Annotated in this window: 25 protein-coding genes; 15 read left to right on the forward strand and 10 right to left on the reverse strand. The window is 52.6% G+C overall.

Annotated elements, in window-relative coordinates:
- Positions 1-172 precede the first annotated feature (172 nt).
- Entirely contained in the window at positions 173-1,138 is a 966-nt protein-coding gene (gene lipA, locus L2097_RS12230) for a lipoyl synthase (RefSeq protein WP_047371292.1), read from the forward strand.
- A 74-nt stretch (positions 1,139-1,212) separates the two neighbouring features.
- Here the strand turns inward: lipA and tatE are convergent, their stop codons facing one another.
- On the reverse strand, positions 1,213-1,416 hold the full coding sequence (tatE, locus tag L2097_RS12235; protein ID WP_047371293.1) for a twin-arginine translocase subunit TatE: 204 nt from the start codon (positions 1,414-1,416) through the stop codon (positions 1,213-1,215).
- 127 nt (positions 1,417-1,543) lie between these two features.
- The gene (locus L2097_RS12240) at positions 1,544-2,332 is read right to left on the reverse strand and encodes a deaminated glutathione amidase (protein WP_250352894.1); all 789 of its coding nucleotides are present in this window, start codon (positions 2,330-2,332) and stop codon (positions 1,544-1,546) included.
- A gap of 88 nt (positions 2,333-2,420) precedes the next feature.
- Between L2097_RS12240 and crcB the strand changes: the two genes are divergently transcribed.
- Positions 2,421-2,804: a fluoride efflux transporter CrcB gene (crcB, locus tag L2097_RS12245; protein WP_041852145.1), complete on the forward strand. Its 384-nt coding sequence runs from the start codon at positions 2,421-2,423 to the stop codon at positions 2,802-2,804.
- 55 nt (positions 2,805-2,859) lie between these two features.
- Here crcB and cspE read toward each other — a convergent pair whose 3' ends face one another.
- Positions 2,860-3,069: a transcription antiterminator/RNA stability regulator CspE gene (cspE, locus tag L2097_RS12250; protein WP_012542460.1), complete on the reverse strand. Its 210-nt coding sequence runs from the start codon at positions 3,067-3,069 to the stop codon at positions 2,860-2,862.
- 353 nt (positions 3,070-3,422) lie between these two features.
- Positions 3,423-3,584 carry a hypothetical protein gene (locus L2097_RS12255; protein ID WP_167337891.1) on the reverse strand — a complete coding sequence of 54 codons (162 nt, stop codon included), beginning with the start codon at positions 3,582-3,584 and terminating at the stop codon, positions 3,423-3,425.
- A gap of 88 nt (positions 3,585-3,672) precedes the next feature.
- On the opposite strand from L2097_RS12255, the gene dcuC reads away from it, so the two are divergent.
- The 5 genes from dcuC (at position 3,673) to uspG (ending at position 7,320) form a co-directional block, all read left to right on the forward strand.
- Positions 3,673-5,046 (forward strand): anaerobic C4-dicarboxylate transporter DcuC, encoded by a 1,374-nt coding sequence (gene dcuC / locus L2097_RS12260; protein WP_250352895.1) that lies wholly within the window; start codon positions 3,673-3,675, stop codon positions 5,044-5,046.
- A gap of 136 nt (positions 5,047-5,182) precedes the next feature.
- Positions 5,183-5,953, forward strand: a complete 771-nt coding sequence (gene rna, locus L2097_RS12265; protein ID WP_431520372.1) for a ribonuclease I — start codon at positions 5,183-5,185, stop codon at positions 5,951-5,953.
- Between the two features lie 169 nt (positions 5,954-6,122).
- The gene (gene rnk / locus L2097_RS12270) at positions 6,123-6,533 is read left to right on the forward strand and encodes a nucleoside diphosphate kinase regulator (RefSeq protein ID WP_047371297.1); all 411 of its coding nucleotides are present in this window, start codon (positions 6,123-6,125) and stop codon (positions 6,531-6,533) included.
- Between the two features lie 134 nt (positions 6,534-6,667).
- Entirely contained in the window at positions 6,668-6,757 is a 90-nt protein-coding gene (gene yldA, locus L2097_RS25705; protein WP_277922267.1) for a small membrane protein YldA, read from the forward strand.
- A gap of 134 nt (positions 6,758-6,891) precedes the next feature.
- Positions 6,892-7,320: a universal stress protein UspG gene (gene uspG / locus L2097_RS12275; protein ID WP_047371298.1), complete on the forward strand. Its 429-nt coding sequence runs from the start codon at positions 6,892-6,894 to the stop codon at positions 7,318-7,320.
- Between the two features lie 126 nt (positions 7,321-7,446).
- Here the strand turns inward: uspG and ahpF are convergent, their stop codons facing one another.
- Positions 7,447-9,012, reverse strand: coding sequence for an alkyl hydroperoxide reductase subunit F (gene ahpF / locus L2097_RS12280; protein ID WP_047371299.1), 1,566 nt, complete (start codon positions 9,010-9,012; stop codon positions 7,447-7,449).
- 245 nt (positions 9,013-9,257) lie between these two features.
- Positions 9,258-9,821 (reverse strand): alkyl hydroperoxide reductase subunit C, encoded by a 564-nt coding sequence (gene ahpC / locus L2097_RS12285; RefSeq protein ID WP_041852156.1) that lies wholly within the window; start codon positions 9,819-9,821, stop codon positions 9,258-9,260.
- A 397-nt stretch (positions 9,822-10,218) separates the two neighbouring features.
- Between ahpC and dsbG the strand changes: the two genes are divergently transcribed.
- The 3 genes from dsbG (at position 10,219) to L2097_RS12300 (ending at position 13,077) form a co-directional block, all read left to right on the forward strand.
- Positions 10,219-10,962, forward strand: coding sequence for a thiol:disulfide interchange protein DsbG (gene dsbG, locus L2097_RS12290; RefSeq protein ID WP_047373344.1), 744 nt, complete (start codon positions 10,219-10,221; stop codon positions 10,960-10,962).
- 328 nt (positions 10,963-11,290) lie between these two features.
- On the forward strand, positions 11,291-12,466 hold the full coding sequence (locus tag L2097_RS12295; protein ID WP_139800489.1) for a phosphoadenosine phosphosulfate reductase: 1,176 nt from the start codon (positions 11,291-11,293) through the stop codon (positions 12,464-12,466).
- Positions 12,451-13,077 carry an IbrB-like domain-containing protein gene (locus L2097_RS12300; protein WP_250352896.1) on the forward strand — a complete coding sequence of 209 codons (627 nt, stop codon included), beginning with the start codon at positions 12,451-12,453 and terminating at the stop codon, positions 13,075-13,077. Before L2097_RS12295 ends, L2097_RS12300 begins: the two co-directional genes overlap by 16 nt.
- Positions 13,078-13,083: 6 nt before the next feature.
- Here the strand turns inward: L2097_RS12300 and L2097_RS12305 are convergent, their stop codons facing one another.
- The gene (locus tag L2097_RS12305; protein ID WP_085006246.1) at positions 13,084-14,244 is read right to left on the reverse strand and encodes a pyridoxal phosphate-dependent aminotransferase; all 1,161 of its coding nucleotides are present in this window, start codon (positions 14,242-14,244) and stop codon (positions 13,084-13,086) included.
- 126 nt (positions 14,245-14,370) lie between these two features.
- Between L2097_RS12305 and L2097_RS12310 the strand changes: the two genes are divergently transcribed.
- The 4 genes from L2097_RS12310 to L2097_RS12325 all read left to right on the forward strand — a co-directional run bounded on the left by L2097_RS12310 (position 14,371) and on the right by L2097_RS12325 (position 16,913).
- Entirely contained in the window at positions 14,371-14,982 is a 612-nt protein-coding gene (locus tag L2097_RS12310) for a methylthioribulose 1-phosphate dehydratase (RefSeq protein WP_250352897.1), read from the forward strand.
- Positions 14,982-15,671 (forward strand): acireductone synthase, encoded by a 690-nt coding sequence (gene mtnC, locus L2097_RS12315; RefSeq protein WP_085006248.1) that lies wholly within the window; start codon positions 14,982-14,984, stop codon positions 15,669-15,671. Before L2097_RS12310 ends, mtnC begins: the two co-directional genes overlap by 1 nt.
- Positions 15,668-16,210 carry a 1,2-dihydroxy-3-keto-5-methylthiopentene dioxygenase gene (locus L2097_RS12320; protein ID WP_047371304.1) on the forward strand — a complete coding sequence of 181 codons (543 nt, stop codon included), beginning with the start codon at positions 15,668-15,670 and terminating at the stop codon, positions 16,208-16,210. Before mtnC ends, L2097_RS12320 begins: the two co-directional genes overlap by 4 nt.
- Before the next feature lie 139 nt (positions 16,211-16,349).
- The gene (locus L2097_RS12325; protein ID WP_250352898.1) at positions 16,350-16,913 is read left to right on the forward strand and encodes a hypothetical protein; all 564 of its coding nucleotides are present in this window, start codon (positions 16,350-16,352) and stop codon (positions 16,911-16,913) included.
- Between the two features lie 623 nt (positions 16,914-17,536).
- Here L2097_RS12325 and L2097_RS12330 read toward each other — a convergent pair.
- Complete coding sequence (locus tag L2097_RS12330) at positions 17,537-17,869, reverse strand: SdpI family protein (RefSeq protein WP_250352899.1); 333 nt, start codon at positions 17,867-17,869, stop codon at positions 17,537-17,539.
- Between the two features lie 206 nt (positions 17,870-18,075).
- On the opposite strand from L2097_RS12330, the gene L2097_RS12335 reads away from it, so the two are divergent.
- On the forward strand, positions 18,076-18,528 hold the full coding sequence (locus L2097_RS12335; RefSeq protein ID WP_047371307.1) for a hypothetical protein: 453 nt from the start codon (positions 18,076-18,078) through the stop codon (positions 18,526-18,528).
- A 33-nt stretch (positions 18,529-18,561) separates the two neighbouring features.
- Here the strand turns inward: L2097_RS12335 and L2097_RS12340 are convergent, their stop codons facing one another.
- A complete protein-coding gene (locus L2097_RS12340; RefSeq protein WP_085007605.1) occupies positions 18,562-19,836 on the reverse strand; it encodes an MFS transporter in 1,275 nt (424 codons plus the stop codon).
- Positions 19,833-21,257, reverse strand: coding sequence for a M20 family metallopeptidase (locus tag L2097_RS12345; RefSeq protein ID WP_250352900.1), 1,425 nt, complete (start codon positions 21,255-21,257; stop codon positions 19,833-19,835). Before L2097_RS12345 ends, L2097_RS12340 begins: the two co-directional genes overlap by 4 nt.
- Positions 21,258-21,284: the final 27 nt, after the last annotated feature.

Genomic DNA, 21,284 nt, shown 5'->3' on the forward strand with positions numbered 1-21,284 from the left:
GGGCAAAGCGTACAAAACAACAACTATTTTACATTTTGCTCCGTTGCCAGGCTGCTTTCTGTCCCCTATCAATGCTATACTGCACGTCATTAATTCAAAAATAGTTGATAAATACAACATTCCCTTGAATTGAAACACTTACTTCGTTATCCGCAACTGGAACACGCACGCTATGAGTAAACCCATTGTGATGGAACGCGGTGTTAAGTACCGCGATGCCGATAAAATGGCCCTTATCCCGGTTAAAAACGTGGCAACAGAGCGCGAAGCCCTGTTAAGAAAACCGGAATGGATGAAGATCAAACTTCCGGCTGACTCGTCCCGTATTCAGGGCATCAAGGCGGCCATGCGCAAAAATGGGCTGCACTCGGTTTGCGAAGAAGCGTCCTGCCCGAACCTGGCAGAGTGTTTCAATCACGGCACGGCGACCTTTATGATTCTTGGCGCGATCTGTACGCGCCGCTGCCCGTTCTGCGATGTGGCTCACGGTCGCCCGGTTGCGCCGGATGCCAACGAACCGAAAAAACTGGCTCAGACTATCGCTGACATGGCGTTACGTTATGTCGTGATTACCTCGGTAGACCGTGACGATCTGCGTGATGGCGGTGCTCAGCATTTCGCTGACTGTATCAGTGCGATTCGCGAGAAAAACCCCGCCATCAAGATTGAAACGTTGGTACCAGACTTCCGAGGTCGTATGGACCGCGCGCTGGATATTTTGACGGCTACCCCGCCGGATGTGTTTAACCACAACCTGGAGAACGTACCGCGCGTTTACCGCCAGGTCCGTCCGGGAGCAGACTATAACTGGTCTCTAAAACTGCTGGAACGCTTTAAAGAAGCGCATCCGGAGATCCCCACCAAATCTGGCCTGATGGTGGGACTTGGGGAAACCAATGCTGAAATCATTGACGTCATGCGCGACCTGCGCCGCCACGGCGTTACCATGCTGACGCTGGGCCAGTATCTGCAGCCAAGCCGCCACCATCTACCTGTACAGCGTTATGTCAGCCCGGAAGAGTTTGATGAAATGAAAGCGGAAGCGCTGGCGATGGGCTTCACCCATGCTGCATGCGGTCCGTTCGTGCGTTCGTCCTACCACGCCGACCTGCAAGCTAAAGGTATTGAAGTAAAATAATGCAGTAATATCTGATTACACTTGCAATAAAAAAACCGGCGTAATGCCGGTTTTTTTATGTTGCACGAACATACTTACTCTTTATGAGAAAGCTTTTCGGCCGGAACGTCGTCTTCCGCAGTTTTCTTCGCCGTGGTGTCATCGTCATTCATGGCTTTTTTAAAGCCCTTGATCGCTGTGCCCAGATCTCCGCCCAGCGTACGAAGTTTTTTGGTACCAAACAGCAGAACGACCAGTGCGGCCACGACCAGCAATTTGGTAATACTAATCTCACCCATAGATACCTTCTTTCATAAAACGGACTGCGTAAAGCACCATTATAACCTGATGTCATTAACGGTCATTCGACGCGCGCACACAATAGCAATCTGTAACGAGATGAATCAAGCATTGTTTAAAAAAACATCACATCAGTTGCGGTGGAGCGAAACGGCGATTTCGCAGGACGGGTAATTTCTCCCGCGTCTGCGACAAACGCTGTTGCGTAACCTCCGCTATGATAAGTTGCGGGACCTCTCCCGCCGCGGCAATAACCACTCCCTGCGGGTCGACTACCTGACTCTGGCCAATATTCTTATTGCCACATTCACCTGACGCCACGATATAACAGGTCGTGTCCAGCGCTCGCGCCGCCAGTAACGTCGCCCAGTGCTGCTCTTTAAGCGGGCCCCGAACCCATGCCGCAGGAAGTGCCAGAATATCGGCTCCCTGTAACGCCAATGACAACGCCAGCTCAGGAAAGCGCAGATCATAGCAGGTCATTAACCCGACCTTCATCCCGTCTACGTCAATTAACGGTGCGATTTCATGCCCCGCATCCACACGCGCCGACTCTTGCATGTTAAACGCATCGTAAAGATGCAGTTTGGCGTACCGGGTAAGAATATGCCCTTCGCGCATCGCCACCAGCGTATTTACCGCCCTTCCCGACGAGGAAGGCACATGAATGGTCAGAAGGGTTGTCAGCGTATTTTTGCGGCTCTCCTCAAGCAACAGGCTTAAAAAGCCGCCATCAAGCGTCTGGGCCGATTTCACAGACATATAAGGGTCATTGTCATCTCGCGCCAGTAACGCCTCAGGAAGTACCAACAGCGACGCCTGCTGACGTGCTGCTTGCGCCATCAATGTGACACACGTATGAGCATTTATTTGCCAGTCCGGGGTAACAACAAACTGCCCTGCCGCAACAATCATCGTTTTCTCCTGCTTCTGTCGCCATAGCCAGTCCTCCGCTTCGGCGCTACACTCACCACTCTAACAAATCAAATAGCAGGATTTCCGCGTGTTACAACTTCTTTTAGCTGTATTTATTGGTGGCGGGACGGGTAGCGTGGCGCGATGGGCGCTCAGCATGAAATTTAACCCTGCCCATCATGCTATTCCGTTGGGGACACTGACAGCGAATTTAGCCGGGGCGTTTATCATTGGGATGGGACTGGCCTGGTTTAACCGCATGACTCATATCGACCCGATGTGGAAAGTGTTACTGACCACAGGTTTTTGCGGTGGTCTGACTACGTTTTCAACGTTTTCAGCGGAGGTGGTTTTTTTATTACAGGAAGGACGTTTTAGCTGGGCTTTGCTTAACGTGGCCGTTAACCTGCTCGGATCATTTGCGATGACGGCGCTCGCCTTCTGGTTGTTTTCCAGCGTTAATGCGAATTAAGGGCAAAAAAAACCCGCCTTAGAGGCGGGTTTTATAATTCTGTCTTATTGCTAACTTAGATAGCCATTACGTTAGCAGCAGAAGGACCTTTGGCACCGTTAGTGATTTCGAACTCTACACGCTGACCTTCAGCCAGAGTTTTGAAACCATTGCTCTGGATTGCAGAGAAGTGTACGAACACGTCTTTGCTGCCATCTTCCGGAGTAATGAAACCGAATCCTTTGGATTCATTAAACCACTTAACGTTACCTTTAATCTTAGACATCAATATTACCTTTACATGAAAAACGACACAAATGCTGTGTCGAGTTACAGTACAACAATTGTGAAGACTTTTGTCCAGTCGTTATTCATCAAAAAGTGATAAATGTCGCTAAGTTTTTTCAAAGATACTGTTTATTTGGGATCCGCATCAATGGTTAAGAATTAACCACCTCAAAAATGCTACGTCGCGCAAACGAGACGCGGTATTTTGCTCATAAATTAGTGACAACGATGAAGCAATGTGTACCCCGCCGGGATGACAACCATCGACAATCACAGTGCAGCAAGCAGGATCAGCATTCGGTTACGCAAAGAGACACGAATAGAGGAACGCGCGATGGTCTCGCTGCCCGCTCAGGGTTTGCGCCTTCCTTTGCGAACAATCGACCACTTTTCAGCGCCCAGTACGCCCATGATTTTTTGCGAACCTCGCAACTGTATTTCTGCCATTTTGCGGGAAATAAGCAAAAATGCGCGATAATATTCGCAAAACGATTCTTCTTTGATTTTAATCATCTACTCTTTAGCGGTTATTCGGCACATTGCATTTCTTCCTTTTCCGGCAGTCATTTTTCTTGTTCTTTACCCTTGGATCCAGAACATTATGTTAACGTTTATTGAACTTCTGATTGGCGTCGTGGTAATTGTGGGTGTCGCACGCTATATCATTAAAGGTTACTCTGCCACCGGCGTGCTGTTTGTCGGCGGTCTGGCGTTGTTAATCGTCAGTGCGCTGATGGGACACAAAGTCCTGCCGGGGAGTGCTACCAGCACGGGTTACACCGCAACAGACATCGTTGAATACATTAAAATCTTGCTGATGAGCCGCGGTGGCGACCTGGGCATGATGATCATGATGCTGTGTGGGTTTGCCGCCTATATGACCCATATCGGTGCCAACGACATGGTCGTTAAGCTCGCTTCCCGACCGCTGCGTTTCATTAACTCGCCTTATTTATTAATGATCGCCGCCTATTTTGTCGCTTGCCTGATGTCCCTGGCGGTCTCCTCTGCTACCGGGCTTGGCGTATTATTAATGGCAACGCTCTTCCCGGTAATGGTGAACGTAGGGATAAGCCGCGGGGCCGCCGCTGCTATTTGCGCCTCTCCGGCGGCGATTATTTTATCTCCCACCTCCGGGGATGTGGTGTTGGCCGCGAAAGCCGCAGAGATGCCGCTCATCGACTTCGCGTTCAAAACTACGCTGCCGATCTCCATCGCTGCCATTATTTTTATGGCCATCGCCCACTATTTCTGGCAGCGCTATCTGGATAAAAAAGAGAACATCACCGCAGAGATGCTGGATGTGAAAGACATCACCACCACTGCGCCGTCTTTCTACGCCATTCTGCCGTTTACACCGATCATTGGCGTGCTGATCTTCGACGGAAAATGGGGGCCGGAATTGCATATCATCACTATCCTGGTGATCTGCATGCTGCTCGCCGCAGTGCTGGAGTTTTTGCGCGGTTTCAATACGCAGAACGTCTTTTCCGGTCTGGAAGTGGCTTATCGCGGCATGGCCGATGCGTTTGCTGGCGTGGTAATGCTGTTAGTTGCCGCCGGCGTCTTCGCACAGGGGCTCAGCACGATTGGTTTTATCCAGAGTCTGATCTCCATTGCCACCTCGTTTGGTTCCGCCAGTATCATTCTGATGTTGGTGCTGGTCATTCTCACCATGCTGGCGGCGATGACGACGGGTTCCGGTAACGCACCGTTCTACGCGTTTGTGGAAATGATCCCCAAACTGGCACACGAGTCAGGTATCAACCCGGCTTATCTTTCGATTCCGATGCTGCAGGCTTCTAACCTTGGTCGCACCATTTCCCCGGTGTCCGGCGTGGTGGTTGCCGTTGCAGGTATGGCCAATATTTCTCCGTTTGAAGTGGTAAAACGGACATCAGTGCCGGTCATTGTGGGTCTGATTGTGGTGATCGTGGCGACAGAAATTCTGGTTCCAGGCGCCGCCATGCATTAACAGTCTGTTCAGACATAACGCAAAAAGCGCCCATCCGGCGCTTTTTGTGCTTTAATAACTTACGGAAATTATCTAAACACATTCATCAGGATCAGAAATGTTCAGAAAGGGACTCGTCGCCAGTCTGGGTGTCGCCATGGCGATGCTGTCGCTCTCCCCCCTTCACGCTGCCCCACTCGAGCCCAAACAGTACGGTGATTTTGACCGCTACGTGCTTGCACTTTCGTGGCAAACCGGTTTTTGCCAAAGTCAGCATGACCATGGGGGGCGCGAGCCGGAAGAATGCCGACTACAAAAAGAACTACCGCAAAAAATTGATTTTCTGACCGTTCACGGCCTGTGGCCCGGCCTGCCGAAATCTATTGCGGCACGCGGTGTGGATGAGAAGCGCTGGATGCGATATGGCTGCGCCACGCGCCCTGTTCCCAATATGCCTGAGGCGAAAATCAGCCAGAAATGTTCTGCCGCTGAAACCGGAATGTCACTGGAAGTGGCGAACAAGCTCAACTCGGTTATGCCCGGCGCTGGCGGCTCGTCTTGTCTGGAACGTTACGAATATGCCAAACACGGCGTTTGCTTCGGTTTCGATCCGGACGCCTTATTCGGGACGATGGTGCGTCTGAACCAGGAAGTGAAAAGCAGTGCGCCGGGGCTTTTTCTGGCAAACAACTACGGTAAACACGTAAGCCGTAGCGATTTTGACGCCGCCGTTGCGAAGGCCTGGGGTGCTAACAGTGTTAAAGCAGTAAAACTGAACTGTAGCGGTAATCCAGCGTATCTGACTGAAATGCAAATCGCCATTGACGCGCGGGCTATCAATGAGCCACTTTCTGCAAAATCCTTGCTGGCGCAACCCCATCCGGGAAACTGCGGAAATGACTTTGTTATCGACAGCGTCGGTTATTAATACCGCCCCTTCGGCTTAAAGACATAAACCCGGCAAATGTGAGCTAAGTCACTTCAAAGTTGTGTGCAGTCTCAGTATCATCCGAAGAGTTAAACCCTCGCTGCCAGACGGCGAGGGTTTTTCTTTGGATTAATCTGGCGGGATTTCGCCTCATGACATGGAGTAATAGATGTCCAGACCTGCAATTATCATCAATGAACTTGACGCTGAGCGCATTGACCGTCTGCTGGAGCAACCCGCTCATGCCAGTCTGCCGGTCGCGAAGGTGCTGAATGACGAACTGGATCGCGCGCAGATGTGTGCGCCCGAAGCGATGCCAGCCAACGTGGTAACCATGAACAGCACGGTAAAATTCCGTGAGTTGAAAAGCGGTGAAATCCGCACACGAACCCTCGTCTACCCGGCGCAAATGACCGATAGCGCGACGCAACTGTCCGTGATGGCGCCAGTCGGTGCTGCGTTACTGGGCTTACGGGTCGGCGATAGCATCCACTGGGAACTCCCCGGCGGTGCGACCACCGATCTCGAAGTGCTGGAGTTAATCTACCAGCCAGAAGCCGCTGGCGAATATCTGCGTTAAGCACGCCATACGCTGTTAAGAGGATGCATACCGCATCCTCTTTTCCCTTCCTGGGTCAGCTCACCCGAATGTCGCATATCTTTGTCCCGACCAGGCTTCTATTGTGGTAAGAGGTTTTTGCCCAGGGTTCGCATATGAGCGAAACATGGATCATCACCCTTATTTATTTGATCGTGGCGGCGATTATCGTCGCAGCCGTGCTCTATCTCGAACGGCACTGGTAACGTCCGGTCATTCCGGAAAGTCATCTCTCTCCACTTAAACCCCAGGTCAAATAAATAATTGCCAGCGACGTAGCAGAATCATGCGGTCATACCTGCTGAAATACCCGTGACATAATCTACAGGGAGACACGTTTATGTATCAGACAATCATTATGCCGGTAGATGTTTTTGAAATGGAGTTAAGCGACAAAGCCGTGCGCCACGCCGAGTTCCTTGCTCAGGACACTGGGGTCATCCATTTACTACACGTTTTGCCAGCTTCTTCCAGCCTGAGCCTGCACCGATTCGCTGCAGATATTCGTCGTTTTGAAGAACATTTGCAGCATGAAGCGCAAACCCGCCTGACCACGATGGTAAGTCACTTTTCAATTAGCCCTGAGCGTATCCGCACCCATGTTCGTCTGGGAAGCGTACGCGATGTGGTCAATGAGTTAGCAGAAGAGTTACATGCGGACATGGTGGTGATTGGTTCGCGTAACCCCTCTATCACTACCCATTTGCTGGGGTCAAACGCGTCAAGCGTTGTGCGCCATGCGCACATTCCGGTGCTGGTTGTACGGTGAAAAAAAGAGGCTGCCAGTGGCAGCCTCTTTGTTATTGCAGGTTTAGGCCCTTCATTCTTCGGGTTGCCGGTGCGTTAGCTTCATGCAACCCGAATGATTTCGGGCTTGTCTTACTTTCTTCTTATGTTATGCACGCTTTGTACGGATCAGGTAGTCGAATGCGCTCAGAGAGGCTTTCGCTCCTTCACCGGTAGCGATAATAATTTGCTTGTATGGCACCGTCGTGCAGTCACCCGCGGCGAACACGCCTTTGACGCTGGTTTCACATTTCGCGTCAATGATGATCTCGCCCATACGGTTGCGCTCAATAGCACCTTCCAGCCAGGTGGTATTCGGCAGTAAACCAATCTGCACGAAGATACCGGCCAGCGCGATATGATGCACATCACCGCTCACGCGATCGCGATACTCAATACCCGTCAGTTTGCTGCCATCGCCTTTAACTTCGGTGGTTTGCGCATTCAAAATGATGTCAACATTACCGAGGCTACGCACTTTATCCTGCAGCACCTGGTCTGCTTTCATCTCGGGCGCAAACTCCAGCAGGGTGACATGTTCAACAATACCTGCCAGGTCGATGGCAGCTTCCACGCCGGAGTTACCGCCGCCGATGACCGCCACACGCTTACCTTTAAACAGCGGGCCATCACAGTGCGGGCAGTAGGTCACCCCTTTGGTGCGATACTGTTCTTCGCCCGGCACGTTCATGTTGCGCCACTTTGCCCCGGTCGCAATGATGATGCTGCGTGCCTTCAACACCGCACCCGATGCAGTTTCAATCTGATGCAGACCCCCTTCCACCGCAGCCGGCGTCAGTTTGGTCGCACTTTGCGAATCAATCACATCAACGTCGTATTCCGAAACATGCGCTTTCAGCGCGCCCGCCAGTTTTTGGCCTTCGGTCTTCGGCACTGAGATATAGTTTTCGATGTCTACAGTGTCCAGCACCTGGCCACCAAAACGCTCACCCATCAACCCGGTACGGATACCTTTACGTGCGGAGTAAACCGCTGCTGCCGCACCAGACGGGCCGGAACCGACAATCAGCACATCATACGCATCCCGCTTGTTCAGCTCTTCCGCTGCACGTTTTTCCGCGCCAGTATCAATTTTTGCCACGATTTCAGCCAGCGTCATACGCCCCTGACCGAACTCTTTACCATTGACGAAGACTGCCGGAACGCCCATCACATTACGGTCAGTGATTTCATTCTGGTACGTGCCGCCATCAATAGCCGTATGTTTGATACGTGGGTTCAGCACCGCCATCAGGTTAAGCGCCTGTACGACATCCGGGCAGTTATGGCAGGTCAGCGAATAATACGTTTCAAACTCAAAATCACCGTCAATATCACGAATCTGCTCGAGCAAAGATTGCGCTTCTTTAGACGGGTGTCCACCGGTCCACAGCAGCGCCAGCACCAGAGAGGTGAATTCATGGCCCAGCGGCGAACCCGCAAAACGCGGCCCCTGGCTTGAACCTGGGTTGGTAATCAGGAAGGACGGCTTGCGCACTGCCAGCGTGTTATCTTCTTTGAAAGAGACTTTGTCTGACAGTTCAGCAATTTCAGCCAACAGTTCCTTGATTTCTGCCGATCTGGCGCTGTCATCCAGCGTGGCAATCAGCTCAACAGGTTTAGTCAGTTTCTCAAGGTAAGCCTTGAGCTGCGTTTTCATGTTTGTGTCGAGCATTTTTAATCTCCTGGGCTTAAAACATCATCATGCAAGCTGCCTTATTACGGCGGCCCCAATGCAACTTGAATCATGGTGCGCGGGAATAAAATGGGCGCAAAAGCGCCCATTAACAGACTAATTCGCAAGAATTTCGTGTTACAGGAAGGCGGCAAGCTTATGAATCCCCGGGAGCTTACTAATGTAAGTGACCGGGGTGCTTAAGCGCAGCCAACGCACCTGTAGCAAGAAAGGCGTCGCGAATTTTAGATTTTGCCAACCAGGTCCAGAGACGGAGCCAGCGTCGCGTCGCCTTCTTTCCACTTAGCCGGGCATACTTCGCCTGGGTGGGAAGCAACATACTGTGCGGCTTTGATTTTACGCAGCAGGTCAGATGCGTCGCGGCCGATACCTTCAGCGGTAACTTCGATAGCCTGGATGATACCCTGCGGGTCAACGATGAAGGTGCCACGGTCAGCCAGACCTTCGTCTTCACGCATGATTTCAAAGTTACGGGTCAGGGCGCCAGTCGGGTCGCCGATCATCGCATATTTGATTTTAGCGATGGTGTCAGAGCTGCTGTGCCATGCTTTATGCGTAAAGTGGGTGTCAGTAGAAACAGAGTAAACGTCAACGCCCAGTTTCTGCAGCTCTTCATAATGGTCAGCGACGTCACCCAGTTCAGTCGGGCATACGAAAGTGAAGTCAGCCGGGTAGAAGAAGAAGACGCTCCAGCGGCCTTCGGTATCTTTCTCAGTAACTTCTACGAACTCACCGTTTTTGAACGCCTGGTTTTTGAAAGGTTTGATTTTGGTGTTAATTAAAGACATCTATACTTCCTCCGTGTTTTCGTTGAGGTGTAAGTTAACGATTTTTTTCCGACTCGGCTAATGCGTTTGCATTATCAAATCAATAAGCGTTAGCTAACAACTCGCACAAAACTGTTTAATGTACCGTACATGAACGAGCGTAAAGTTGACGGGGATCCCATCGGTAAAAAAACAAAAAAGCCACCTCACGGGTGGCTTTAGACCTGAAATACCCGCGGGTGCTTCAGCGCCAGTCGTACTGGCATCACGTTGTGCGGCAAGGAAAAAATTGTCGCACAGACGGTGAGGATTACAACACTCTCGCTGCCACATAACAATGCACGGGATGCAGATACTGTCTATGGTTGTGATAGGTTTTACCGTCATCAACATTATCTCATTGTTACATAAGGTTTTTATGCTTAAACGTCTACTCGCACTTTCGCTTCTTTCTTTTTACGTTCAGGCAGAAGAGCTTCCTGCACCTGTACAAGCCATTGAAAAACAAGGTATCACAATCATTAAATCTTTCGATGCGCCAGGTGGTATGAAAGGTTATCTCGGGAAATATCAGGATATGGGCGTCACCATTTATGTCACGCCGGACGGCAAACAGGCAATTTCTGGCTACATGTACGATACCGCCGGAACCAACCTGAGTGAGAAAATGATTCAGGATGAGATCTACTCTCCGGCAGGTCGGGCGCTCTGGCAGCAGATGGAAAAATCAACGTGGATCCTTGATGGTAAAAAAGACGCGCCGCGGGTGATCTACGTTTTTGCCGATCCGTTCTGTCCTTATTGCAGCCGCTTCTGGCAACAGTCACGTCCATGGGTTGAATCCGGTAAAGTACAAATCCGCACGTTATTGGTTGGCGTTATCAAACCCGAAAGTCCTGCGGCAGCGGCAGCCATTTTGAGCGATAGCGACCCGGCCAAAAAGTGGCATGACTACGAGCAATCCCTCGGAAAAATGACGCTTGATTTACCCAAAACCGTCCCTCCGAAGATCATGAATGTATTGAAAGGTAATCAAACGTTAATGGACGAATTGGGTGCCAACGCCACACCAGCCATTTACTACATGAATAAAGATAATGTGCTGCAGCAGGAGGTTGGGCTCCCTGACGAGGAAAAAATGAAGCTGATTTTGGGCGAATAAAGGTAAAAAAAACCACAAAAGTGTTAAAAATTCAGCCGGAGAAATACATCACTGAGAATTATGATTATTTCTCCGGAATTGTTTTTTCGTTACCAATCATAAATTCTCGTTGCAAAACAGTGAGAAATAAAACAAAAACACAATGCTAGTGAATACAAACAATTCAAATCATTTAATATAATTATATCATTGAAATCTATAACAAATTAAAGATTAACTCTTTGTTTAATTTCATTATCATTTCCAGTCTGATTAGGTAATCGCCTGGGGTTAATTGACGGTGAAAATTGACAAGCAAATTCTGGAACAGGATGTTCTGGACGCCAGCATGGAAAGGATTAAATGGACATTAGAAAACTTCCAGAAAGTATGTGTTTCTTTTTCTGGCGGAAAAGATTCCAGTATCATGCTCAATCTGACGGTACAACTCGCTCGTCGGATGAAAAAGAAAATCAGCATCTTATTTATCGACTGGGAAGCGCAATTCAGCCATACCATTAACCACGTAGAACTCATGCGTACTGAATATAGCGATATCACAGAGCGTTTTTACTGGGTTGCCCTGCCGCTGACCACACAAAATGGCTTATCGCAATTTTCCCCCACCTGGCAATGCTGGCAACCCGGCGTGGAATGGGTACGACAACCCCCTGAGCATGCCATTACAAATCCTGCCGAATTTCCCTTTTATGAGCACGGAATGACATTTGAAGCCTTTGTCAGTGAATTTGCCGACTGGTTCGCCAACCATCGTCCGGCAGCGATGATGATTGGTATTCGTGCTGACGAATCTTACAACCGCTTTATGGCTATTGCGTCGGCCCGCAAAATGCGTTTCGCCGATGATAAGCCCTGGACTACCGCGGCGCCGCGTGGACATGCCTGGTACATTTATCCAATTTATGACTGGAAAACTGCCGATATCTGGACCTGGTTCGGTAAGACCCAAACCCCCTATAACCCGCTATACGATTTGATGTATCAGGCAGGCGTGCCTACGCGCTATATGCGTATCTGCGAACCTTTCGGCCCGGAACAACGTCAGGGTCTGTGGCTCTATCACGTTATCGAGCCTGCACGTTGGGCAGTGATGTGCGAACGCGTCAGCGGTGTGAGCAGCGGCGGAATTTACGCCGGGCAAGATAACCTCTTCTATGGCCATCGCAAGCTCACAAAGCCGGCCCACTTACGATGGCGGGAGTATGTCCTGTTTTTACTTGATAGCATGCCGGAACAGTCCGCCGAACATTACCGCAACAAAATTGCCGTCTACCTGCGCTGGTTCGAAAAACAGGGGGTGACGGAGATTCCAGACAGTCAACCCGGCGACGCTGGCGCAAAGGACGTCCCCTCCTGGCGCCGCATCTGCAAGGTGCTGCTCAATAACGATTACTGGTGCCGGGCGCTCTCTTTTAGCCCTACCAAAACAAGCAATTACAAACGCTATCACGAACGAATCAAAAATAAACGCAAGGAGTGGGGAATACTATGCAACAGCGATTAATCAATGAAATTGAGGCTTTTCTTGCCGCATTACCTGAGGAAGAACGGATTGCAGCCATCAACGACTTTCGTCGCACTCTCCACGCGTACAGCCCCTTCCGCGATCAGCCTGTCGATTGCGTTTTGTGGGTAAAAAACGACCATATTTCTCCCAATGACTATAACCCCAACAATGTCGCGCCGCCGGAGAAACGGCTGTTACTGAAATCGCTGGAAGCCGACGGTTTCACCCAGCCCATAGTGGTGCAGGAAGACAAACCCCATCATTTCGAAATTGTCGATGGTTTTCACCGCCACGAGCTGGGCAAAAGTCGGGCGACCCTAAGAAGTAAACTTAAAGGCTATCTCCCGATTACGTGCCTTAACAGTGACAGAAACAGCAAATCGAATCGCATGGCGGCGACCATTCGGCATAATCGGGCACGTGGCCGTCATCAAATCAATGAGATGGCGGAAATTGTTCGTGAACTCTCACAGCTGGGCTGGACAGAAGAACAGATTGGTCAGGAACTGGGAATGGACAGTGATGAAGTCTTGCGCCTGAAACAGATTAACGGCCTGACAGAACTTTTCGCAGGCCGTCGATTCTCGCGCGCGTGGACGGTTAAATAGCGCCAGCTACAGCTTACATAACCGTTCAGCAGCTGCCAGTAGCGTCGATTCCTGCTTTGCAAAACATAAGCGAATCAGTTTGTGCGGAAAGGGATCGGCGCAAAAAACCGATAGCGGAATAGCCGCAACGCCAACCTCTTTAGTCAGCCACTGGCAAAAGCTCACATCATCAAGATCGGAAATGGCACTGTAATCTGCCAGCAGGAAGTAAGTCCCCTCACACGGCAGGATCTCCAGCCGACTGCTGCTGAGTGCATTGACCAGCACATCGCGACGAGCCTGATAAAACGCAGGTAAGTCACGGTAATGTTCCGGCGCGGTCCGCAACATATCCGCCAGTGCCAGTTGCGCGGGCGTATTGACCGAGAAGGTCAGGTACTGATGCACTTTGCGCAGTTCAGCGCTGATGGCAGCCGGCGCCACGCAGTAACCCACTTTCCAGCCGGTCATATGAAAGGTCTTGCCAAATGAGGAAACGGCAATTGCCCGCTGACGCAATTGCGGGTGCGCCAGCACGCTGGCATGCCCCTCCTCGACAAAGCTGATGTGCTCATACACTTCATCACTCAGCACATAGATTTCTTTCTCGTTGATCGCCTGCCATAAAGCCGCAAAATCCTCTTTGCGCCACACGGTTGCGGAGGGGTTATGTGGCGTATTCAGGATAACCAGCCGGGTTTTATCGCTCAGTAGGGCAGCGAATGCCTGCCAGTCGACACGGAAATGGGGAGGTTGCAGGGCGATACGTTTCAATATGCCGCCTGACAACTCCACCGCCGGGGCATAGCTGTCATAGCTTGGATCGAAGCAGATAACTTCATCGCCCTTACGCACCAGCGCCGTGATCGCGGCATACAATGCCTCGGTTGCTCCCGCCGTCACGGTGATATCGCTGCCCGCGTCCGGTTTATAGCCATACAGCGCGTCGGTTTTATCGGCAATCGCCTCACGTAACGCCTGCACCCCGGTCATCGGCGCATACTGATTCGCCCCTTGCGCCACGTGATAAGCCAGGCGCTCTTGTAAATAGCGTGGGCCATCAAAATCCGGGAATCCCTGAGACAGGTTGATGGCTTTATACTGCTGCGCCAGCGCACTCATTTGCGTGAAAATTGTGGTGCCTAAAGCGGGAAGTTTACTTTGGGGAATCAGCGTGTTATCGCTCATAGTTGCATGCCTGCTTGTAATACTGATGTTGCTGCCACTATAACACGATGTTAGTATTTGGCAATCAAGACGCTTAGACGTCTAAACCATAAGAATATTCCTGCCGACGCGCAACCCAGGAAGACTATGACAAACAACCTGCAACTCCATGAACTCGTTAACGCTTGCCACTGGATAGGCCAGAAAGGCTGGTCACCGGCTACCGGCGGCAATATGTCGCTGCGTGAAGATGCGCAATGGTGCTGGCTGAGCGAATCCGGCAAAGACAAAGGCAGCCTGACGACAGCAGATTTCCTGCAAGTCTCCATCGCCGATAATCATGCGCCCTCCGGGCGTAAGCCGTCAGCGGAAACGGGCCTGCACACGCTGATTTATCGCCTGTTCCCGGAAGCGAATGCGGTGCTACATGTGCACACCGTCAATGCCACCGTACTGTCACGCGTTGAGCGTGCACCTGAGTTGCTTTTCAGCGGCTTCGAAATGCAAAAATCTCTGCGCGGACAAACCACGCATCTTGATACCGTATCGATTGCCATTTTCGATAACGCTCAGGATATTGATGCCCTCGCCCGCCATATTGAACATTACGCGCAAGAACGCCCCCTGAACTATGGCTTTTTGCTGCGTGGTCACGGTCTGACCTGCTGGGGCCGCGACGTGGCAGAAGCGCGTCGCCATCTGGAAGGGCTTGAATTTTTATTTGAATGCGAAATGCAGCGCCGTCTGCTGGAGAAATAATGATCCGCGCGATAGTTACCGACATAGAAGGTACCACCAGCGATATTCGCTTTGTGCACAATGTGTTATTTCCCTATGCCCGCGAACGCCTGCCGGCTTTTCTCAACGCACAGCAGTATATCGAGCCGGTAAAAACCATCCTCGATAATCTGCGTGAAGAAATAGCACAACCTGATGCCACCACCGCCGATCTGCTCGACACATTGCTGCAGTTTATCGATGAGGATCGCAAATCCACGCCGCTAAAAGCGCTACAGGGCATTATCTGGCGCGATGGCTACGTCAACGGCGACTTTACCGGTCATCTCTACCCGGACGTATTGCCAGCGCTGGAAAAATGGAAAGCCCAGGGCATTGATCTTTATGTTTATTCCTCTGGCTCGGTGGCGGCGCAAAAACTGTTATTTGGCTACAGCGACGAAGGTGATATTACTCATCTGTTCAGCGGCTATTTCGATACCCTGGTGGGGGCGAAGCGCGAGGAGCAGTCGTATCGCAATATTGCTGAACAATTGGGCATTCCTGCGGCGCAGATCCTGTTCCTCTCTGATATCCACCAGGAGTTGGACGCCGCCGAAGCGGCCGGTTTGCGTACCGTACAGCTGATTCGTGGCGACAATGACGCCGCCAGCCATCATCACCAGGTTTCCTCTTTCGACCACATTAAGCCGGAGCAGATCCCCTCATGAGCGCACTGACGATTTATTCTGACAAAGACGCCAGCAAGCCTGTCTGGCAAGGCACCGACGCCGCTGAGATTCAACAAAAGCTGAACGCCAAAGGCGTCCGCTTTGAGCGCTGGGAAGCTGACCGCGATCTGGGTGCAGACCCGTCGCCGGAAACGGTAATCGTCGCCTACCAGCATGCGATCGACAAACTGGTTGCGGAGAAAGGCTACCAGAGCTGGGATGTGATCAGCCTGCGCGCCGATAACCCGCAAAAAGAAGCACTGCGCGCCAAATTCCTCAACGAGCACACGCACGGCGAAGATGAAGTACGCTTCTTCGTTGAAGGCGCCGGGCTGTTCTGCCTGCATATTGGTGATGAGGTCTATCAGGTGCTGTGCGAAAAAAACGACCTGATCTCCGTGCCCGCTGGCACACCTCATTGGTTTGATATGGGCTCCGAGCCGAACTTCACCGCCATCCGTATTTTCGACAACCCGGAAGGCTGGATTGCCCAGTTCACCGGTGATGCGATTGCGGAAAACTATCCGCGACTGGCGTAATTACCTCTCCTTCTGTTCTGGCCCTGCGTTTGTACGGGGCCTTTTTTCACCCCTACCCATTCCTGTAGCCTGGCTTTTCTCCTGTTAAACCCGGCCTATACTTGCTCTTTTTGCGAAAGCGATGCACAGGGAAGGAAAAATGAAGAAAGTCATAGTGATGCTCTTGATGATGGTGCTGAGCGGTTGTGCCACCACGGTGCCGATGCCGAAAGAGGATACCCTCAATTACCTGCGGGTGATGGATAACAATATTACGGTCCTGTCAGACAAGTACGGCTATGTATTCCAGCGCGATAAGACTCACGACGTCTATAACGACTACAAAGCTTTTTATGACGAGTTCGGCGACAAAAGCCCCGGCGTCGCGGTGTTCTTTGTGGTCAAAGATAAGGATGTCACAGCGGAGTATCGGGCGATTGTTGACGCCACCCAGTTAACGCCCGCACAGACGGACAGGCTGAAATATCACTACAACGCCCATGTGATGGAGTCCGGGAAAACACTCGTGGCGGTTTTCAAAGCGCAGGGGCACATCTATGGCGCACTGCATTTTCGGACCTCAGAAGCGACGAAGTTAACAACGCCGATCACCGTAACCATCACCGATAAAACGGAACAAAACATCAGTTACACGGCCCCGTTGTTGATCCCCATTTTCCCGCTGGTGATGATGTACGGTTGCGCAAAGGGACCTTGTGTTTGAGTCTTAGTCCTCACCTGTAATACCGCGATACGCCGCCTCCCGGATGGCGGCGTAAACGCCTTATCCGGGCTACCGCTCGCGGGACCGGGGGGGTTCGTAGCCCGGCTAAGCGCAGCGCCAGCCGGGAAAACACCAGGGGCATCATTTGCGGGCCTGCCTCCCGGATGCGGCGTAAAACGCCTTATCCGGGCTACCGCTCGCGGGACCGGGGGGTGTTCGTAGCCCGGCTAAGCGCAGCGCCAGCCGGGAAAACGCCAGGGGCACCATTTCCGGGCCTGCCTCCCGGATGGCGGCGTAAACGCCTTATCCGGGCTACCGCTCGCGGGACCGGGGGGTGTTCGTAGCCCGACTAAGCGCAGCGCCAGCCGGGAAAACACCAGAAGCATCATTTGCGGGCCTGCCTCCCGGATGGCGTCGTAAACGCCTTATCCGGGCTACCGCTCGCGGGACCGGGGGGTGTTCGTAGCCCGGCTAAGCGCAGCGCCAGCCGGGAAAACACCAGGGGCACCATTTCCGTGCCAGCCTCCCGGATGGCGGCGTAAACGCCTTATCCGGGCTACCGCTCGCGGGACCGGGGGTTCGTAGCCCGGCTAAGCGCAGCGCCAGCCGGGACAATACAGGCACTACTTTCGCGCCAGTATCCGCGCACGCATCTGTGTAAAGAACACGGGCACCAGCACTTCGAGCATAAACAGCACCAGGCTTATCTTTTGGTTATCCTCACCCGGACGCCAGTTTCCCAGGATGGCCGAGAGTACAAAAAACGCCACGCCTGCAATCAGCATTGCTTTGCCGTACAGACGATTAGCCCGATACCACAGCCCCTCATCATTCATTGTCCGTGCCGTTCGCACCCCATACCAACGGTTCGGTTTCACCTTCTGCAAAAGCAGCGGAATGGCAATAGCCATTAATATCAGACTGGTGATACTCAGCCAGATAAAATTCATGTCCATCAGCGACTCTCCCTTTAAACGCATATTGTCCCCGAAAAAGGATATTCACTGTCATGATGGATGGTAGTGGAAAACTAACGAGCGAATAAGAGTAACGTCATATTTTGATTAACTTTATGTGATGATGTAACAGCTTGCTGCTGGTCATGCCACGGCCCGACACCGTAGGATTCCGCTCCTGACCTTACGGCCTCGAGAACGGACGCGTGAAATATTCCCTGTTTTTATTTTTACTGACCTTACCTGCACTGGCCGCGCGTGCGGATGATGCCGTTAAACTTAACTGCCCGCCGCGTGGCGCTATTACCGTCTCCTTTTTTAATTACTATCTCATCACCATGAAATGGGGCGATCATTTCCAGGTCGCTTCAGGAAAATTGCAAAGCCACACCAAAGCCGGGGTCCCGTTCTGGACCACCACCTTTGGCAACGGCGACGATCTGGCCTATTTCCCCAACTCCCACCAGTACTATCTGTTTTATGCGGGTTCGAGTGATCCTGTGCAATGTTCGGAACAGGAAAGCTACGTCTATCCGGTCATCACCCCGCCACGCTATGAAAACAATATTGTCAGCAGCAAAAAAAGCGTGCCACAGACACCAGACAGTGACATCGATAATTCTCAGGTGATTTTGCCCGGACCCGGCGCACAGGGATAACCCCTCTCCGGACAGAGAGGGGAAACGTGTTGATTAACGAAGTTGTTTTTGCGTATGCCACAGCGCGGCAACGCTCAGGAACACGGTAACCATCAGGTAGAAACCCGGTGCGAAGTGGCTGCCGGTCGCGCTAATAAGCAACGTACAGATGAACGGCGCAAACCCGCCAAAAATCGTCACTGCGATGTTGTAACTGATGGACATCCCACTGGCCCGGGTCGATACCGGGAAGATATCCGCCATCACCGAAGGGATGGTTGAGAAGTAGAGGGATTTCAGCAGCGCCATCCACCCCACCAGCAGTGACAGCGACAAAGGCGTCACGTTCAGGCTAGTGAGCCAGAAGGCAGGTAACAGCGTAAACGCCAGCAGACCCAACGCGGTCCACAACAGACGCTCGCGCCCGACACGCTCTGCCAGGAGGCCACCTATCGGCGTCACCACGGTAAGAATCACCCCGGCTAACAACGTCGCGCTATAGGCCGATGACGCAGGCAGACCAAGACTTTTGGTCGCCCAGGTCGGCACATAGTTGAGCATGTAGTTGATCGCCGTGGAGACCACCATCAGACCAATCGCCATCGCCAGCAGACGTTTTTGCGAACCCAACAGTTGCTTCACCGGATGACGTGGTTTCTCGATCTCAACATAAACCTCAGGCTCGTGCACATGGCGACGGATCCACAGACCAACCGGGCCAATCAGCAGTCCGAAAGCGAACGGCACGCGCCATCCCCAGTCCAGCAACTCCGCCGGCGTCAGCCAGTGCGCCAGACCCAGACCAAATGCCGATGCCATCAGCGTGCTGGCCCCTTGCGTGGCAAACTGCCAGCTGGCGATAAAGGTCTTGCGCTCCGGGAAATGTTCCACCAGAAATGCCGTCGAACTACCAAACTCACCGCCGGCGGAGAAGCCCTGAATCAGGCGCGCCAACAAAATCAGCAACGGCGCCGCCAGACCGAGGGTGGCATAACCGGGCATAAAAGTAATCATCGCCCCGCCCAGCATCATCAGGTTGATAGACAGCAGCAACGAAGCCTTACGACCGCGTTTATCGGCATAAGCGCCAAGCACCACCGCCCCCAGCGGGCGAATCAAAAAGGCGATACCAAAGCTGCCGAACGCGAGCAGCAGCGAGACCGTTGGGTTGGAGGTCGGGAAAAAAACCTGGGCGATATAGCTGGCAAAGAAGCCATATACCGCGATATCAAACCACTCCAGGGCATTACCAATACAGGTGGCAAAAAGCGTTTTTGCCAGGCTCGGGCGTACGCTGCCCTGCTCTGTTTCACGGGCGAGAGTGGTCATTTTGCACCTCCGTTCTGATGCGCCAGATGGCTTGCAAGCAGTGCAGCCCCCCGCTCGCCCAAATCCCAGAACAGGCGAGTCATAATCGCCAGCCCTTCGCGGGCAATGGCAATGGGCAGGTGCTCATCCGGCGCATGCTGACCGCAGGCCGGGTACGAATGTGGCACCCACAGCGTTGGCAGACCCAAAATGCCGGCAAATACATCATTAGGTAGCGAGCCGCCGAGGTTTGGCAACAGAGCCGGTTTCTTGCCGGTCGTCTCCGCCATTGCCTTAAGCGTCCAGTTTACCAGCGGATCGGTCGGGTCAAAGCGCGTCGCAGGGGTGCCGCGCACCTCACTGAGAGTCACCATGGAAAAGCCGTGCGCGTCCAGATGCGCGCGAACCGCCTGCTCCAGATGCTCCCAGTCGGTACCGACCACGAAACGCAACTGGCAGACCGCCGTCGCCTGCCCCGGAATCGCGTTCATGGGCTGCGCCGGATTACCCGTCAGGTAAGAGAGTACTTCCAGCGTATTCCAGCCAAACAGTTTTTCTGCCGCCGACAAACCCGGTTCGCCCCAGTTCGGGTCGGTTGTGGGGTCGTTTTCGCCTCCGGCCGGGGTGATATCCGCGAGAATGGCTTTCAGTTCGGGCGTTAACGCTGGCGGTTTCAGCGCCGCAATCTGGATTTCACCTTTTTCGTCCACCAGGCTCGCAATGGCATTCGCCAGTTGCGTACCGGGGTTGCTCAGCAGCCCGCCCCAGTTGCCGGAATGATAATCTTTGGCGCGGGCGTTGATGGTCAGGCGAAAGTTGGCACAGCCGCGTGAACCGAGGAACAACGTCGGGCGTTCCGCGCTCAGGCGCGGCCCATCAGAAGCGATAAACAGATCCGCATTGATGCGCGCTTTAAGCTGTTCGCACACGGCGGCAAGCCCCGGCGAACTGATCTCTTCGCCCATTTCGCACAGCCAGACGCAGTTAAACCCCAGCCGACCATTGCGCGCATGATAGACCTGCTCCAGAGCGGCAAGGTTAACCGAGTGCTGCCCTTTGTTATCGGCCGCACCGCGTCCGTACCAGTTGCCGTCACGTTCGACCAGCGTCCACGGCGACAGCCCTTCGCCCCAGCGCGCATCATCGCCGAAGACGACATCGCCATGCCCGTAGCACATCACAGTGGGCAGATTTGGGTCTTCTTCCCGGCTGGCGAGTAAAAACGGTCGGGCGGCATTGACCGGGTTAACAATCACCTCGGTCTTAAAGCCCATTTCCTGAAAAGCGGGAATGAATACGTCGTTGTAATAGCGCGTGAGCGCGTCATCCCTGTCGTTACGCTGGCTTTCGCTGGGGATAGCCACCCGGCTGGCAAGGATGGTTTTAAAATGGCCGCTGTCGAACCACGCCAGCGCCTGGTCGACTACCTGTTGTGTTGTCATGTTGTGTGCCCTGTCCTGATCCTGTCC

It is taken from the genome of Citrobacter sp. MNAZ 1397 (assembly GCF_023613995.1).
Lineage (GTDB): Bacteria > Pseudomonadota > Gammaproteobacteria > Enterobacterales > Enterobacteriaceae > Phytobacter > Phytobacter ursingii.

Coding starts and splice junctions, on each gene's coding strand:
- mtnC (WP_085006248.1), top strand. CDS start 14,982: ATGATCCGCGCGATAGTTACCGACATAGAAGGTACCACCAGCGATATT.
- tatE (WP_047371293.1), bottom strand. CDS start 1,416: ATGGGTGAGATTAGTATTACCAAATTGCTGGTCGTGGCCGCACTGGTC.
- rna (WP_431520372.1), top strand. CDS start 5,183: ATGGCGATGCTGTCGCTCTCCCCCCTTCACGCTGCCCCACTCGAGCCC.
- L2097_RS12330 (WP_250352899.1), bottom strand. CDS start 17,869: ATGGACATGAATTTTATCTGGCTGAGTATCACCAGTCTGATATTAATG.
- uspG (WP_047371298.1), top strand. CDS start 6,892: ATGTATCAGACAATCATTATGCCGGTAGATGTTTTTGAAATGGAGTTA.
- ahpF (WP_047371299.1), bottom strand. CDS start 9,012: ATGCTCGACACAAACATGAAAACGCAGCTCAAGGCTTACCTTGAGAAA.
- L2097_RS12255 (WP_167337891.1), bottom strand. CDS start 3,584: ATGATTAAAATCAAAGAAGAATCGTTTTGCGAATATTATCGCGCATTT.
- ahpC (WP_041852156.1), bottom strand. CDS start 9,821: ATGTCTTTAATTAACACCAAAATCAAACCTTTCAAAAACCAGGCGTTC.
- L2097_RS12305 (WP_085006246.1), bottom strand. CDS start 14,244: ATGAGCGATAACACGCTGATTCCCCAAAGTAAACTTCCCGCTTTAGGC.
- L2097_RS12340 (WP_085007605.1), bottom strand. CDS start 19,836: ATGACCACTCTCGCCCGTGAAACAGAGCAGGGCAGCGTACGCCCGAGC.
- L2097_RS12320 (WP_047371304.1), top strand. CDS start 15,668: ATGAGCGCACTGACGATTTATTCTGACAAAGACGCCAGCAAGCCTGTC.
- cspE (WP_012542460.1), bottom strand. CDS start 3,069: ATGTCTAAGATTAAAGGTAACGTTAAGTGGTTTAATGAATCCAAAGGA.
- dsbG (WP_047373344.1), top strand. CDS start 10,219: ATGCTTAAACGTCTACTCGCACTTTCGCTTCTTTCTTTTTACGTTCAG.
- dcuC (WP_250352895.1), top strand. CDS start 3,673: ATGTTAACGTTTATTGAACTTCTGATTGGCGTCGTGGTAATTGTGGGT.
- L2097_RS12325 (WP_250352898.1), top strand. CDS start 16,350: ATGAAGAAAGTCATAGTGATGCTCTTGATGATGGTGCTGAGCGGTTGT.
- L2097_RS12345 (WP_250352900.1), bottom strand. CDS start 21,257: ATGACAACACAACAGGTAGTCGACCAGGCGCTGGCGTGGTTCGACAGC.
- lipA (WP_047371292.1), top strand. CDS start 173: ATGAGTAAACCCATTGTGATGGAACGCGGTGTTAAGTACCGCGATGCC.
- L2097_RS12300 (WP_250352896.1), top strand. CDS start 12,451: ATGCAACAGCGATTAATCAATGAAATTGAGGCTTTTCTTGCCGCATTA.
- rnk (WP_047371297.1), top strand. CDS start 6,123: ATGTCCAGACCTGCAATTATCATCAATGAACTTGACGCTGAGCGCATT.
- L2097_RS12310 (WP_250352897.1), top strand. CDS start 14,371: ATGACAAACAACCTGCAACTCCATGAACTCGTTAACGCTTGCCACTGG.
- yldA (WP_277922267.1), top strand. CDS start 6,668: ATGAGCGAAACATGGATCATCACCCTTATTTATTTGATCGTGGCGGCG.
- L2097_RS12240 (WP_250352894.1), bottom strand. CDS start 2,332: ATGATTGTTGCGGCAGGGCAGTTTGTTGTTACCCCGGACTGGCAAATA.
- L2097_RS12295 (WP_139800489.1), top strand. CDS start 11,291: ATGGAAAGGATTAAATGGACATTAGAAAACTTCCAGAAAGTATGTGTT.